The organism is Exiguobacterium sp. s48 (assembly GCF_018617395.1).
Taxonomy (GTDB): domain Bacteria; phylum Bacillota; class Bacilli; order Exiguobacteriales; family Exiguobacteriaceae; genus Exiguobacterium.
Window position 1 is genome coordinate 875026 of record NZ_JACSKC010000001.1, and the last position, 14521, is coordinate 889546.

At 45.4% G+C, this 14521-nt stretch carries 13 protein-coding genes; 8 read left to right on the forward strand and 5 right to left on the reverse strand.

All coding sequences use genetic code 11. The features are described 5' to 3' along the window. The first annotated feature begins 57 nt into the window (after positions 1 to 57). The 8 genes from KNO66_RS04510 (at position 58) to KNO66_RS04545 (ending at position 7695) form a co-directional block, all read left to right on the forward strand. Positions 58 to 615, forward strand: coding sequence for a DNA-3-methyladenine glycosylase I (locus KNO66_RS04510; protein ID WP_251127294.1), 558 nt, complete (start codon positions 58 to 60; stop codon positions 613 to 615). Between the two features lie 118 nt (positions 616 to 733). Further along, positions 734 to 2221 (forward strand): sodium/proline symporter PutP, encoded by a 1488-nt coding sequence (gene putP / locus KNO66_RS04515; protein WP_214740836.1) that lies wholly within the window; start codon positions 734 to 736, stop codon positions 2219 to 2221. Between the two features lie 113 nt (positions 2222 to 2334). Further along, positions 2335 to 3486 (forward strand): CapA family protein, encoded by a 1152-nt coding sequence (locus KNO66_RS04520; RefSeq protein ID WP_214740838.1) that lies wholly within the window; start codon positions 2335 to 2337, stop codon positions 3484 to 3486. 125 nt (positions 3487 to 3611) lie between these two features. Then, the gene (locus KNO66_RS04525; protein ID WP_214742374.1) at positions 3612 to 4826 is read left to right on the forward strand and encodes an argininosuccinate synthase; all 1215 of its coding nucleotides are present in this window, start codon (positions 3612 to 3614) and stop codon (positions 4824 to 4826) included. Then, positions 4819 to 6207: an argininosuccinate lyase gene (gene argH, locus KNO66_RS04530; protein WP_214740840.1), complete on the forward strand. Its 1389-nt coding sequence runs from the start codon at positions 4819 to 4821 to the stop codon at positions 6205 to 6207. Before KNO66_RS04525 ends, argH begins: the two co-directional genes overlap by 8 nt. 196 nt (positions 6208 to 6403) lie before the next feature. Next, a complete protein-coding gene (gene arr, locus KNO66_RS04535) occupies positions 6404 to 6817 on the forward strand; it encodes an NAD(+)--rifampin ADP-ribosyltransferase (protein ID WP_251127296.1) in 414 nt (137 codons plus the stop codon). A gap of 86 nt (positions 6818 to 6903) precedes the next feature. Further along, positions 6904 to 7434, forward strand: coding sequence for a biotin transporter BioY (locus KNO66_RS04540; RefSeq protein ID WP_214740842.1), 531 nt, complete (start codon positions 6904 to 6906; stop codon positions 7432 to 7434). Between the two features lie 63 nt (positions 7435 to 7497). Then, positions 7498 to 7695: a hypothetical protein gene (locus KNO66_RS04545; RefSeq protein ID WP_214740844.1), complete on the forward strand. Its 198-nt coding sequence runs from the start codon at positions 7498 to 7500 to the stop codon at positions 7693 to 7695. Between the two features lie 21 nt (positions 7696 to 7716). Here the strand turns inward: KNO66_RS04545 and KNO66_RS04550 are convergent, their stop codons facing one another. The 5 genes from KNO66_RS04550 to KNO66_RS04570 form a co-directional block, all read right to left on the reverse strand. Then, on the reverse strand, positions 7717 to 8565 hold the full coding sequence (locus KNO66_RS04550) for a sulfite exporter TauE/SafE family protein (RefSeq protein ID WP_214740846.1): 849 nt from the start codon (positions 8563 to 8565) through the stop codon (positions 7717 to 7719). A gap of 69 nt (positions 8566 to 8634) precedes the next feature. Next, positions 8635 to 9522, reverse strand: coding sequence for an alpha/beta hydrolase (locus KNO66_RS04555; protein WP_214740848.1), 888 nt, complete (start codon positions 9520 to 9522; stop codon positions 8635 to 8637). Between the two features lie 27 nt (positions 9523 to 9549). Then, positions 9550 to 10323: an AAC(3) family N-acetyltransferase gene (locus KNO66_RS04560; RefSeq protein WP_214742376.1), complete on the reverse strand. Its 774-nt coding sequence runs from the start codon at positions 10321 to 10323 to the stop codon at positions 9550 to 9552. A 14-nt stretch (positions 10324 to 10337) separates the two neighbouring features. Further along, positions 10338 to 13346, reverse strand: coding sequence for an AAA family ATPase (locus KNO66_RS04565; RefSeq protein WP_214740850.1), 3009 nt, complete (start codon positions 13344 to 13346; stop codon positions 10338 to 10340). Continuing rightward, positions 13346 to 14449, reverse strand: a complete 1104-nt coding sequence (locus KNO66_RS04570) for an exonuclease SbcCD subunit D (protein WP_214740852.1) — start codon at positions 14447 to 14449, stop codon at positions 13346 to 13348. Before KNO66_RS04570 ends, KNO66_RS04565 begins: the two co-directional genes overlap by 1 nt. Positions 14450 to 14521: the final 72 nt, after the last annotated feature.

Here is a 14521-nt window from a genome sequence, read left to right on the forward strand (position 1 = left end):
ATTTCCGTACATAACCACCGAGACATGCTACACTTCTTATAAAAGGAGTTGAGAATTTTGGTTGAAACATTACGCTGTCCTTGGTGCGGAACCGATCCGTTATACGTTCGTTATCATGACGAGGAATGGGGAAAGCCCGTTCACGACGACCAGAAGCACTTTGAATGTTTGACACTCGAGAGTGCACAGGCTGGTTTGAGTTGGATCACGATTTTAAGAAAACGTGAAAACTATCGACATGCTTACGCAAACTTTGAGGTACAAGACGTTGCCATGTTTACAGAAGAGGATATTGAAAGGCTCATGTTAGATAGTGGCATCGTCCGAAATCGAAAGAAAATCGAGGCATCCATCAATAATGCGAAGCAATTCATCAAGATTCAACAGGAATTCGGTACGTTCGATTCCTATATTTGGTCATTCGTCGACCATGAGCCCGTTATCAACAGATGGGACAGCTTGGATGAAGTTCCTGCCACGACAGAACTGTCTGAACGATTGAGTAAAGACCTCAAGCGACGGGGCTTTAAGTTTTTAGGCCCAACGACGGTGTATGCCCACCTACAAGCGACTGGTCTCGTCAATGACCATCTCGTGTCTTGTGCATTCCGTTAATTTAGGACCAGCTCTCAAAAACATCTTTACATTTCCCCTCTTGTTGTGACAATATTTTGACAAAGTGATATTCTATCACTGAAATCGTTTTCATTTATTTTTATTCGGGGGGATGTTGATGAACGGAATTTTAGTGTCCATTGTTCTTTATATGGCACTGATGATCTTACTTGGGATCATCGCGTATCGGAGAACAAGCAGTATCGGAGATTACATGTTAGGCGGACGTGGACTTGGTCCTGGAGTAGCCGCACTATCTGCTGGCGCTTCTGACATGAGTGGCTGGCTATTAATGGGCCTACCGGGAGCCATGTATGCCACAGGAATCTCGAGTGGTTGGATTGTCATCGGGTTGACAATCGGTGCTTATTTAAACTGGTTATTGGTCGCACCAAGATTACGCATTTATTCATACATATCGGATGATGCGATCACAATCCCAGATTTCTTTGAGAAACGCTTTAAAGACACAAAAGGCGTATTGCGTTCATTTTCAGCTGCCGTCACGTTAATCTTTTTCACTCTGTATGCGACAAGCGGATTCGTCGCCGGCGGTCGCCTATTCAATGCCGTCTTTGACATTGAATTTGTCACGGGAGTCGTCATTCTCGCTTCCATCATTATTCTGTATACGTTTATCGGTGGTTTCTTAGCCGTCAGCTGGACAGATTTTGTTCAGGGATTGATCATGTTGTTCGCCCTTATTTTTGTACCTGCCATCGCCATTACGGCAACTGATGGGGTTTCGACCGCTCTTGACACGGTACGAAATATTGATGAAGCATTGCTTGACCCGTGGACAGGTCAATCACTCATCGGTATTGTTTCATTATTTGCCTGGGGTCTCGGCTATTTCGGCCAGCCGCACATCATCGTCCGTTTTATGGCAATCGGAAAACTCGAGGACATTAAGACGGCACGTCGAATCGGGATCTCATGGATGGTCTTCACCGTTGTCGGGGCGATGGCGACCGGGTTGTTCGGTCTTGCCTATTACACACAGCAAGGCCTCACCATCGATAATCCGGAAAACGTCTTTATCAACTTATCTGACTTATTATTCCCGGATTTGGTGACGGGCGTTCTGTTGGCCGCACTCCTTGCTGCCATCATGTCGACTATCTCGTCGCAATTACTCGTCTCATCAAGTGCTGCGACGACAGACTTTTATCAAAAATTCTTCCGTAAAGATGCTGGCGACAAAGAACTCGTCATGGTAGGTCGGATTACGGTCATCCTCGTCTCGATTGTATCGATTATTCTCGCACTCGATGCAGATGACACCATCCTAAATCTAGTCGGATATGCATGGGCTGGTTTCGGTTCATCCTTCGGACCACTCATCTTGTTCAGTCTGTTTTGGAAACGGACGACTCGCCAAGGAGCGCTAGCTGGAATGTTGACGGGTGCCTTTGTCGTCATTTTATGGAAGAACTATGCCGCATCTCTTTTCGGTACGTTTGGGACATTGTATGAAATGATTCCCGCATTCTTCTTGTCGGCACTCGCCATCTATACCGTGAGTTTGATGACGCCACCACCAAATGAGGTCATGCAACGTGAGTTTGACCAAATGCAAGATATGGTTAGAGAGCAAATCAAATAATTCTCATGACAGGTCAACAATGACCTGTCATTTTTTATATAAGAAGGATTTTTCTTAATTATCGACGAACTTTAGGGTTATCGAACTACTCTGTCATGAAAAGGAGAATCGGGATGAAACCAATCAAGATTGTATCTCGCCTTACCTTCATGTCTAGTTTTGTTTTATTAATTGCTTGTGGTACGACTCCGGCAACAAATCAAGAAGTACCAACAGTACCAGAAGAAGTCGAAAAACCGATTGTTGATATTCCTGAAGAAACGCCACCTGCTGAACCTAAGCCGATTGTCACGTCTGCCTCAATATATGCAATCGGGGATGTGTTGTTACATGACAACGTGTATGATGCCGCTCGTACCGATGACGGATTTGACTTTGATACCGCTTTTGAACAAGTAGCCCCAGTCTTGAAGCGCGCTGATATCACCATTGCGAATCAAGAGAGCATGATTGGCGGGAGTGCGATCGGATTATCAAGTTATCCTGCCTTTAATAGTCCCTTTGAGATTGGAGATGCACTCAAACGGTCTGGTGTTGATTTAGTTACGACAGCGAATAATCATTCACTTGATCGTGGCGTCCGAGCCATCGAGAACTCTATCGGACACTGGAACGCCATCGGAATGCCGTACACAGGTTCATTTCTATCCGCTGAGGACAAGGCGAATATTCGTACGTTGACGACCAATGATATTTCTTTTTCCTTCCTCGCATATACGTATGGAACGAATGGCGTCGTACCGAAGCAACCATATCACGTGAATTATATCGACCTCGCACAGATGCAACCAGAGATCGAGAAGGCAGAACAGTCCACTGATTTGACAGTCGTTTCTCTCCATTTCGGTACGGAATATGAACCGCTACCGAATGAGAGCCAAACTGAGCTCGCCCAATCATTAGCAGACCTCGGAGTCGACATCATCATCGGTCATCACCCTCACGTGTTGCAACCTCCAATCATGCTTGAAGGTGTAAATGGCAATCAGACATTTGTTGTTTACTCTCTTGGTAATTTCTTCTCTGGTCAAAAAGGAGATGATCGGAACACGGGGGGCATCATCGGAATCGATGTTGTCAAAACAACCACTGATGAGGCAACCACATTTGAACTCAAACAACCGATGTTCTATCCAACCTTTACGCAAAAGTCATCTGATGGTTATTATGAGGTTGTTCCGTTAAATTCAGTCAAACCTGAACTTCTTTCCACTGTCAGCGATCATATGTCACAGTGGTTACCAGAGCTTACAATCGAACAATGATGACCACGAAATCGCTCGTGGTCTTTTTATTTTCAAAAAAAAGGTTGCCACGCTTTCGGTTATCCCTTACACTAAGTCGTATATTTATAAACAAAGATTAATAATTATTCATAAGGGGTGTTCATATTTTGAAACAGAAACTCGTATTGGCTTACTCAGGTGGTTTGGATACATCGGTTGCGATTAAATGGTTGGATGAACAAGGATATGATGTCATTGCCGTCTGTTTGAATGTCGGGGAAGGGAAAGACTTAGAAAAAATTCAGCAAAAAGCGATGAAAGTCGGGGCAAAAAAATCAATCGTGATCGATGCGGTTGATGAATTCGTTACAGATTTCGCTCGTTACTCTATGCAAGCGCACACGTTATATGAAGGTGTCTACCCACTCGTTTCTGCTCTGTCACGCCCTCTCATCTCGAAAAAATTGGTCGAGGTCGCACAAGCCGAAGGTGCCGTCGCTGTGGCTCACGGTTGTACAGGGAAAGGAAATGACCAAGTGCGTTTCGAAGTGTCCATTCATGCACTCGACCCTTCACTTGAAATCGTTGCACCCGTTCGTGAATGGAAATGGTCACGTGAGGAAGAAATTGCTTACGCGGCGAAACATGATATCCCGATTCCAATCGTTCAAGAAGAACCTTTCTCGATTGACCAAAACATTTGGGGACGTGCCATCGAATGCGGTATTTTAGAAGACCCTTGGGCGGCACCACCAGAGAGTGCTTATGAATTGACGGCAGCACTTGAAGATACACCACATGAACCGACTTATCTTGAAATTGAATTCAAAAATGGAGTGCCGGTTGCAATCAATGGTAAGAGTCAATCATTCACAGATATTTTAAAAGAAATCAATATCGTTGCAGGTGCACACGGTGTAGGAAAAATCGACCACATCGAGAACCGTGTCGTCGGTATTAAATCACGTGAAGTCTATGAAGCTCCAGGGGCTATGACATTGATTACTGCGCACAAGGCACTCGAAGCGTTGACCCTCGTCCGTGAAGTCGCACACTTCAAACCGATTGTAGAGCAGAAGTTAACGGAGACCATTTATAACGGACTTTGGTATTCACCACTTACGAAGGCACTCCTTGCTTTTATCGATGAAACTCAGGCAACCGTCACAGGAACGGTTCGCATGAAGCTGTTTAAAGGACAAGCCATCGTTGACGGACGTAAATCACCGATTTCACTCTATGACGAGGAACTGGCGACATATACATCAGCAGATACGTTCGATCAACAAGCAGCTGTTGGATTTATTAAACTATGGGGCTTACCTACAAAAGTTCAATCAGAAGTCTTAATGGAAAAGGGAGCTTTTATCAATGAGTAAATTATGGGGTGGTCGCTTCGAGAAGACAGCGAGTGATTGGGTCGATGCATTCGGTGCATCGATAGAATTTGACGCTCAACTCGTCTTGGAAGATTTAGAGGGTAGCATGGCTCACGTGACGATGTTAGGAGACCAAAATATCCTCTCTAACGATGAAGTGACTCAACTACTCGAAGGACTCAATCTGTTAAAACAAAAAGCAATCGCCGGTGAATTGAAATTTGAAGTGTATCATGAAGACATTCACATGAATCTTGAGGCCTTGTTGCACGAGGAAATTGGTCCCATCGCCGGAAAGATGCATACAGCACGTAGCCGAAACGATCAAGTCGCGACAGACATGCATCTTTACTTGAAAGAACGTGTGAAAGAAGTGATTCACTTGATTGAATCACTTCAACAAGAATTGCATGCACACGCTTCAAAAAACGTCGAGACGATCATGCCTGGCTATACGCATCTTCAGCGTGCACAACCAATTTCACTTGCGCACCATTTACTCACCTACTTTTGGATGCTTGAGCGGGACAAGGAACGTTTTACAGACAGTTTGAAGCGAATCGATTGGTCCCCTCTTGGAGCAGGCGCGCTCGCTGGGACAACGTTCCCAATCGACCGCTTCCGGTCAGCCGAATTGCTTGGATTCAATCGGGTTTACCCGAACAGCCTCGATGCTGTCAGTGACCGCGACTTCATTCTTGAATTCCTCTCGAACGCATCGATCCTCATGATGCATCTCTCCCGTTTCTGTGAGGAGTTGATTCTTTGGGCCAGTGAAGAATATCGTTTCATTACCGTGTCGGATACGTTCTCTACCGGTTCGAGCATGATGCCACAAAAGAAAAATCCGGACATGGCCGAACTCGTCCGTGGAAAATCGGGTCGTGTGATTGGAAACTTGATGGGATTATTGACGCTCATGAAAGGACTTCCTCTCGCTTATAATAAAGATTTACAGGAAGATAAAGAAGGAATGTTTGATACGGTCAAGACCGTTCAAGGCTCACTCAGTATCATGGCGGGGATGATGAATGAATTGACGTTCCATCCTGACGTCATGAAACAAGCGACCGAGCGTGATTTTTCTAACGCTACTGAACTTGCTGATTATTTGACAGCAAAAGGAGTACCCTTCCGTGAAGCTCACGAAGTGACGGGTAAACTCGTCAAATATTGCGTGGATGAGCGATTATATTTACGCGAGCTCCCAATCACGGTGTTCCAAACACACTCCGAATTGATCGAAGACGATGTGTATGATGCCTTGACCCCTGAACAGGCAGTCGCACGTCGAAACAGTTACGGTGGAACAGGATTTGATGCCGTCCGCGTACAATTGAAAGAAGCTTCAGAATGCATGAGCAAGCTGACCCATTCATAACAAATACGCGTCCTCGTCAGTTAACGAGGACGCGTATTTATGTTCATCCATTCAATATAAAAATTACATAAATCAGTGCTCGTCGTCTAGTTCCCCCTCTTAATGATAACAAGAATCCTGCTCAACAAACAGACTACACTTTAATGTGTTCACGTACGATAATGGTCTCAATACGATGCAAATAGGAGGCATTCACATGAAATCTTCTGTTCAGTTGGACCCAGGTCCATTCTTTCATGGAACGAAAGCAGAACTTGTTGTTGGAGATCTTTTAGAAGTTGGCCATATGTCGAATCATCGCCATGAGCCGCTACGTCACCTTTATTTTACGGCGACTTTGGATGCCGCAAAATGGGGGGCTGAATTAGCAAAAGGAAACGGTCCTGAGCAAATTTATATTGTGCATCCGGTTGGCAATTTTGAAAATGATCCAAATTTAACGGATCAACGATTCCCTGGAAATCCTACTCGATCCTATCGGACAATCGAACCGCTCCTCGTAGTAGGCGTTTTAAAATCATGGGAACGTCACTCAGAAGAGATGATTGAAAAGATGCGTTCATCGATTGAGGAATTACGTCGAACCGGAAACGATCACATCATTGATTAAATTTGAAAGGCGAAAAACTACTTGCCATCCCTATTCGAACATGTTAACTTTTATATTGTTAACGTTAACTGAAAAGGGGTTTACATATGAAAATTCAGGATATGACACAAATCGCTTTTGGGGCAGCACTCATTGCCAGTGTCGGCTTTATTGAAATACCGATCGGACCTGTTCCAATCACCTTGCAAACACTTGCCATCATGACGATTGCCGGAGTATTTGGGGCACGTAAAGGATTTTTAGCGGTCCTTGTTTATTTACTTCTTGGGTTAATCGGTCTTCCAGTATTAAGCGGACAAGGCGGTTTCGCACCATTTGTCGGACCGACAGTCGGCTATTTAATCGCTTTCCCGATTGCGGCATTATTGATTGGTTGGTTTAGTGAAAAGCATCGTTCGATTCCAGGATTGATTGGGTATAACGTTGTTTTTGGACTCGGGTTCGTCTATTTACTTGGAAGCATCGGTCTTGAAATTGTTGTCGGCATGTCCTTCATTGATGCGCTAAAAGTGAACATCCCGTTTATTTTTGGTGATTTACTCAAAGCAGTGATTGCCGCTATTCTTGCAGTTAAAATTTCAGAGAACGTTCAAGTTCGACGCTCTCTTGCTTCGTAAACGTTCTGACGTTTCACCTGTACCCCCCTGTGGAATACTTATAGTATGGAAGGGGGTGTCTCTATGAGCGACTCGACGTTTAAGAAACGCTTGCAAAAAGCGACCCATTTTTATCAACGTTCTGACAAAGGGCAACGTCAAGGAGTAGACAAGTCGTCTCATGAAAAACGTGACACTGAAGCGTTTGAGCGCAGACTCCGTGAGGCGAAAGGTAAGGTTGGCGAGATTCAAGAAAACATTGACCATATTGCTAGACGTTAAAACCCCGTCCATGGACGGGGTTTATTTTTTGCGTGGTCGAACAACGAGTGTAATGATGAACAATAGTGCCAATGTGACAAGTAATACGAGGGAAGCCGTATTCCATCCAATCAGGTTAAGCGCCACACTGAAAGCGACGGTGACATAAAATCCTCCGAGTGCTTTTTTAACGTGTTGTGAACTAAAGCGTTGCAACTGTTTTGCTCCAAATGGCGACCCAATCATTGCACCCGCAATCAAGGCAAGACCGTGCCAATAGTTCGTGTCCGCACCAGCGACAGCGTAACTGATGACACCTGAAATGACGATGAGGAGCGCTGCGGAAATGCTCGTTCCAACCGCTCGCTTCATTTCAGTATTCAATAACTTTACTTGGAGTGGAGTTAAGACGAACCCACCGCTCACCCCCATCAAAGAAGAGATAAATCCAGCGAAGACTCCGATGATCCCGAGACGTGGAACAGAATCTGTACCGACACTCCCCTCGACATGCTGTTTCGAGCGAAAGAATGAAATCGCAAAGTAAGTGAGTAACGCGATGTAAACAAGTGAGATGATGAGTGTCGCCCCATCTACTCCTTCTAAATAAAAGACAAGTGGCGTCGCAATCCATGTCCCGAGTACGCCAAACAAACCAATCCATAGCGCATGGGATACGTTTACGTTACGCAAGCGAATGTGTGAAATCGTACCTGCAGTCGTTGAACCGAGTGTCAACATAAGACTCAGTGCAATCGCTGCACTCGCCTCATACCCGAAGACGAGAAGGAGTGGCGTCAATAAAATACCACCACCGATTCCAAAGAAACCGCTCAAGATCCCGATTAACGTCCCGAGAAGTAAAAATTGTAATACTTGTAATACGTCCATGTTCTACCCTTCTTTCATTGGTCTCGTGTGCAATCATATCAAAAAGGGGCGTCAAATGCGCCCCTTTGCTCACAATGATTTTTCTAGAAAATCAAAGATTCGCTGTTGATATTCGCTTTCGAACGCGTGATAAGACCCGACATGTCCATCGTTATCCGTCACCCATAGTTCGACATTTGCTTGTGCATCAGCAAGTTTTTCACTTTCCGATACAGGAATCGCATCATCCCCTTTACTATGAATCAAGAGGATCGGCGCATCGATTGCTTTGATATCATGAATCGGCGAAACGACATCGGCATCGAGACCGGTGAACCACGGTGTCACGGTCATAATGACAGGAGTGAACGGAACGTTTGGCAAATCACTCCATACCGGAAGATTCGTTTCAAGGTAGTTTCGTAAATCACTGAATGGACTGTCTGCAATCACGGCAGCCACTTCGACGTCATCTGCCGTAGAGAGAGCCGTTGCGGCTCCCATCGAAATGCCGTACAAGACAATCGGACCATCTGTTCTTCCTTTCGCATATTGAATAGCGGCCTGTAAATCCGATTGTTCCTTAGCTCCGACCGTCACACGATCTCCCTCTGAAATACCCGACCCACGAAAATCAAACGTTAAGAATTGATATCCTTGTTCGTGGAACTCTGGAATCAAGTCTTTAAGTGGAAGATCATCTTGTTCTCGGTTCTTCCCATAACCGTGAGCAAACACGATGGTCGCACGAGGCGTCGGATGCGGAATCCACCATCCGTACAAGTCGTATCCTTCTTCCGATTGAATTGTCACATTTTCATATTTCAAACCAAGAGATTTCGGCGTATATGTCAATGTTTCTCGTTCAGGTGACGTCAATTGATCTCCGATATGAGCCGAGATTCCTGCAATCGCCAATCCGGCCACAAGCAACATGATCAGTACCGTCATACTAGCAATTTTTATCCAACGATTCATCTGATGCTTCCCCTCGTTTCTGAATAATTATCTCAACCAGCTTCGTAATGCGATGAGCGCATGTTGAACCGGTTCCCACGTACTAGCGGGTATCAGATAACATGTTGCTTCGTTAATAGTGAACGTACGAACATCTTTTTGTTTCACAATATTCTCACCGATTGCACCAAACGGATCACTATTCACATCGACGTGATCAAATGTTATCCATTTACGCTCTCCGGCTTCGTAAACGGCACATCCGAACGATTTCACCGGACCTTCGATTCCGTACTCCGCAAAATGCCATAGCGTCGTCGCATCGAGTGGAGAACCGAGGTGAAGGACACGTGCGTCACGTTCAATCATTCGTTCGATCGGAGAGCTCGGTCCGAATCCGACTTCAACCGTATGTCCGGAAACGATTTCCTTCGCATTCTTCCCCCATGCCGCCACAGACCACATCGGGTGATCACTCCGATACACATTTGGATAAGTCCGAAACAGCTCGGGTACACGTCCCATACCTCGAGTCAATGTCTTTTCTTTTTCATAAGGTGGCATTTCCTCACGTATCGTTTGCCACCATTCTACTGGGACTGGTGGTGCCTCCCACTCGGCCGGGTCTGAATTGTCTCCTGTTTGTGTTGCCATCATGAGAAGTCCTGATGGTCCCACAACTTCTTGTAATGCCTCAATGACGGTTTGGGCACCACCACATACCCACCCCAGTTTAGATAACGATGTATGGACAAACAGCGATTCTCCTGCTTGAACTCCCGCTTCTTTTAAATCATTGATGAGACTTGACTTTGTCACCATCTGTTTCACAACTATCACTCCACAATCAGCTGGATCGTCGACCCGCTTCTAGTTTTACTGACTTCAATCCGTGCATCCACACGGTCTTTCAATTCTTGAACATGACTGATGACCCCTACGAGTCGACCTGTCGACTGGAGAGACATCAATAATTCAATCGCCTGGTCTAATGATTCGGCATCGAGTGTCCCGAATCCTTCATCAATCAGCATCGTCTCAAGACTGATGCCTCCACTTAATTGTTGCACGACTTCCGCAAGTCCAAGTGCAAGCGAAAGCGACGCTTTAAATCCTTCGCCTCCGGAAAGGTTTTGAACACGACGGGATTGTCCTGTATATGCATCGAAGACGAGAAGTTCAAGTCCTGATTTGGCGTTCCCTTTTGCCGTTTCAATTTTGCGCTCGAGTCGGAATTGTCCGCTCGTCATTTGATCTAAATGAATGTTAGCAGCATGTAAGATTTGATCAAAAAATGCTGTTTGGACATAGGTTTCAAACGTCATTTTTTGTGGATTGATCCCTTTCCCAGTATCAGCAATCAATTTGATGGTTTGTAACTGGTTCTCTTCGTTGGCTGTACTCTCACGAAGGGCAGACCATTCTGAGGTGATTTGGCGATGTCTCGCTAACGCGTCTTGTGCTGTGATCAACTCTTTTGAAACTTGTTCATATTGCGCAGTAGCTTCCCTCACTTTTGCTTCCACCAGCTCAAGATTTGGCCGGCTAACATTCCCAAGTTTATCCTCGATTATTTGCTTCCGATGACGAAGGCGAATGCCTTCTTGTTCCTCTTCGAGCAGTTGATCGCGAATCGTCTGTCGCTGATTGATTTGACTCGCAATTTCTTCATAGCGTTCCCGCGTCAGATTGGTCGACGCAAGTTGTTCGGTCCAAATCGATTGGTGCGACTCGTATTGTTTTTCCAACTCTCTCAATTGTTCACGGGTCACGGAAAGACGCTCTTCTTCTTTCCACAACGCTTTCTTCACTGTTTCCAATTGCTCATCAAATGATTCGAGTTTCTTTAAAAGTAGTGTCAGTCGATGATGTTTTTCATTTCGTTCTGATTGCAGGGACTCCAACGTCACATCATCCGTCTGACCGAGGCTATGCAGTTTTTGTTGAATGCCTTCAAGTTCTGAGAGAACACGCTGACGTTCCTCAAACTGGTCACGACGCTGTTGTTCCAATTGTCTAATCTCGTTGGTCAGTTGACGCAATGTTCGCTCATTCTCTTGGCGAAGCTGTTCGTCACGCTGTAGCGACTTTAGATGGGACTGCCATCTTTCAATCTCATCCGATATGTCATGCTTGTGTTGAACGTCTTTAGATGCCTGTTCAAACTCCAAGCGTGTTGTTTCGAGTTGTTGATGAAGAGAACGATAATCTGCCCTCGCCTCAATCAAGCGTGTCGACAATTCCTCAAGTCGTAATAACGCTTCCTCTCGAGCGGCAATGTCTTCAATCACGGCTTCGGGTTGTGACATTTCATGGTGACGAGATCCACATACAGGACACGGTTCACCTTCTTCAAGTGTGTCACGTAGCTGTGTCGCTAAAACGAGTTGCTCTTGTTGTTTATATGTTAAAACGATCTCTTGCTGTATCGTATATTGTCGCTGAATCTCTTTTCCAGAGCGTTCACATGCTGCAAGTTGTTTTGAGAGGTCACTGATTTTTGTTTCAAGCGTTTTCAGTTGAATCAATCGATCGACATAACGTTCGACATCGACAGAACGTTCAGTCGGCTCAGTTTTCAAGCGTTCAACGAGTTCATGTTCATGTACTTGTAGTTCATTCAATCTTGATTCTTTTGAGAAGTCCGCTAATGCCTTCGATTTCGTTTCTAATTGTTGACGACGAGAAACGAATGAAGCACGTTCTTCGATTTGAGGCATCAATTCATCAATCACTCGAAGCCGCTCACGGAGTGACCCAACCTCTTGTCTGCCCGCTTCCATCGACGACTGCTGTTCTTCCAATTTTGATTGCGTCGTTTTCAATTCTTCGTACTTAGTCAAAGAAGTTTGTTTTTCAGTCGTCAATCGCTGTAGTTGTCGTTCCATCTCAACGAGACGATCAAACACAGGACGAATATTGGCTGCCGCCTCTAACAGTTGTAGTCGGTCTCGACGTTCGTTTCGTAACACTTCACCTTCTAAAAAGGCTTCGAGTGCCCGATTCGTTTCTTCTCGTTCGTTGAACAGTCCGATCAGAGACTTCGCAACTTCAAGTTCATCTCGAACTTCTTCGAGCGTTTTGAGATATTCTCGTTTCTTGAGATCCACCGTGTCACACGTTTCAATTAAACGCTCTTCCCGTTCTTCAAGCCATCGAATAATCTCATCAATCGGTTTGACCGAGACTTCTTCAATTGACTCGTCTTCGAGTTCGAGTAACTTGAGGCGTGTTCGTTCCACCGACCACTCGACTTGTTTTCGATATGCGCTATATCGTTCTGCCCATTTTTCTTGAAACGACCGATACGCTTCCGTCTTGAAAATAGATTGTAAGATTTGTTGCTTTTCATTCGAATTAGAGTCAAGCAGTTGTCTAAATTGATTTTGCGGCAGTAACAAAATTTGACTGAATTGTTCATATGAAAGTTGTAAAATCGATTCAATTTGTTCTTGAACCTCATTGACTTTAGTAGCCAGCGGTTTCCAACCGTCCTCCCATTCATATAGAACCGCCTCATGAGGGATTGGCGTCTTGTTTACAGGATGGGGTTGCTGCGGTTGTCGAACGATTCGATAGCGTTCTCCTCGAATCGTGAATGAGAAATCGACCTTTGTTATCGTTTCAGGTGTCGCGTACTGGCTTCTGAAGTCGCTCGCGTTTCGGAGCGAACCACTCGCCCGTCCATAAAGAGCAAATGTCATCGCATCAAAGATGGTCGTCTTTCCGGCACCTGTCCGACCACTTACAACAAACATGGAACGACCCAACAACTGTGTAAAATCAATTGTCTCTCGTTCTGCGTATGGCCCAAACGCTTGCATCATCAATTCGACCGGTCTCATCAGACATCACCTTCTTCTATCATTTGCTTCACAGCATCTGGTGCAGTGCGATCATGAACGGCTTCAAAAAATTGTACATATACTTCTTCGACCGACTGTCTCTCGAGCATCTCACGTTCAAACGTGGACGTCTGTTCCTGACGGCGCAACATTTCCAATTCAAGATGTAGGATATTCGGATAGACGGTTCGGAGTTTCGCCATCGGATCGTGTAACGCTGTATCATTCGTCAACACAATTTTGAGGTAATCATCCGTTTTCTGTTGCTGATAGAAAGTTGGGGAAAGGAGCTCATCTAGCGTTCCGGTAAGTTGTCGCATATCTCGCTCTGGTGTCAACACACGGCGACGACGGTTCCATCGCCCGTCCCACTCTAGAATATCCACAGATTTCTGATGATTGACCTCGGAAAACGAATATTTCATGAGCGAGCCACTATATGCGATTGTTTCAGATTGAATTGCATCACGATTATGTAGATGACCTAGTGCCGTATACGAAAAAGGCTCATACAACCCTTTCGCGACCTGTCCTGCCATGCCGACAGATAGTTGACGTTCTGAATCCGTCTCCAACCCACCTGCCACAAAACTGTGACCGACCGAGACCGCGTTCTTCTCAATGTCTCCATACGCTTCAATCACAGCCTCAAGTGCGTCATGATGTGTGCGAATCGTATCGATACCGAGAATGTGTCGCACCCTGGCCGGTTCAAGAAACGGGATTGGATAGAACGGGATGCCCGCGACCTCGAGCGGACCAATAGCGGGGTCTAGTTTCCCGATGATATGGAGCCCCACTTGTCTCAGCAATTTCGAACTATATTCGAGACGTTCTGCAGAATCATGGTTTCCAGCGATGGCAATGACGGGGATTTCCCGTTTCAGAACAAGTTCTCGCCACATTTCATCAAGTAGATCGACCGCTTCCACGGGGGGGACGGCACGGTCGTACAAATCCCCTGCGATGATCACTGCATCCGGTTGTTCTTCATCCACAATATTTAAAAATGAATGGAATAGTATATTCCGTTGATCTTCTGTCATATGACGACCGTGGACAATCTTACCAAGATGCCAGTCGGCCGTATGAATCCATTTCATCACGTATCACCTCTCTTTCCTATTCTAGCATGAGTCATTCGAATGATTCGACGTCTTGACACCCGTTTTTGA

What these genes read in the sequence shown, in the direction of transcription:
- KNO66_RS04520 (WP_214740838.1), top strand. Translation starts at nt 2,335, where the DNA reads ATGAAACCAATCAAGATTGTATCTCGCCTTACCTTCATGTCTAGTTTT.
- putP (WP_214740836.1), top strand. Translation starts at nt 734, where the DNA reads ATGAACGGAATTTTAGTGTCCATTGTTCTTTATATGGCACTGATGATC.
- argH (WP_214740840.1), top strand. Translation starts at nt 4,819, where the DNA reads ATGAGTAAATTATGGGGTGGTCGCTTCGAGAAGACAGCGAGTGATTGG.
- KNO66_RS04570 (WP_214740852.1), bottom strand. Translation starts at nt 14,449, where the DNA reads ATGAAATGGATTCATACGGCCGACTGGCATCTTGGTAAGATTGTCCAC.
- KNO66_RS04550 (WP_214740846.1), bottom strand. Translation starts at nt 8,565, where the DNA reads ATGGACGTATTACAAGTATTACAATTTTTACTTCTCGGGACGTTAATC.
- KNO66_RS04540 (WP_214740842.1), top strand. Translation starts at nt 6,904, where the DNA reads ATGAAAATTCAGGATATGACACAAATCGCTTTTGGGGCAGCACTCATT.
- KNO66_RS04560 (WP_214742376.1), bottom strand. Translation starts at nt 10,323, where the DNA reads ATGGTGACAAAGTCAAGTCTCATCAATGATTTAAAAGAAGCGGGAGTT.
- KNO66_RS04555 (WP_214740848.1), bottom strand. Translation starts at nt 9,522, where the DNA reads ATGAATCGTTGGATAAAAATTGCTAGTATGACGGTACTGATCATGTTG.
- KNO66_RS04565 (WP_214740850.1), bottom strand. Translation starts at nt 13,346, where the DNA reads ATGAGACCGGTCGAATTGATGATGCAAGCGTTTGGGCCATACGCAGAA.
- KNO66_RS04545 (WP_214740844.1), top strand. Translation starts at nt 7,498, where the DNA reads ATGAGCGACTCGACGTTTAAGAAACGCTTGCAAAAAGCGACCCATTTT.
- arr (WP_251127296.1), top strand. Translation starts at nt 6,404, where the DNA reads ATGAAATCTTCTGTTCAGTTGGACCCAGGTCCATTCTTTCATGGAACG.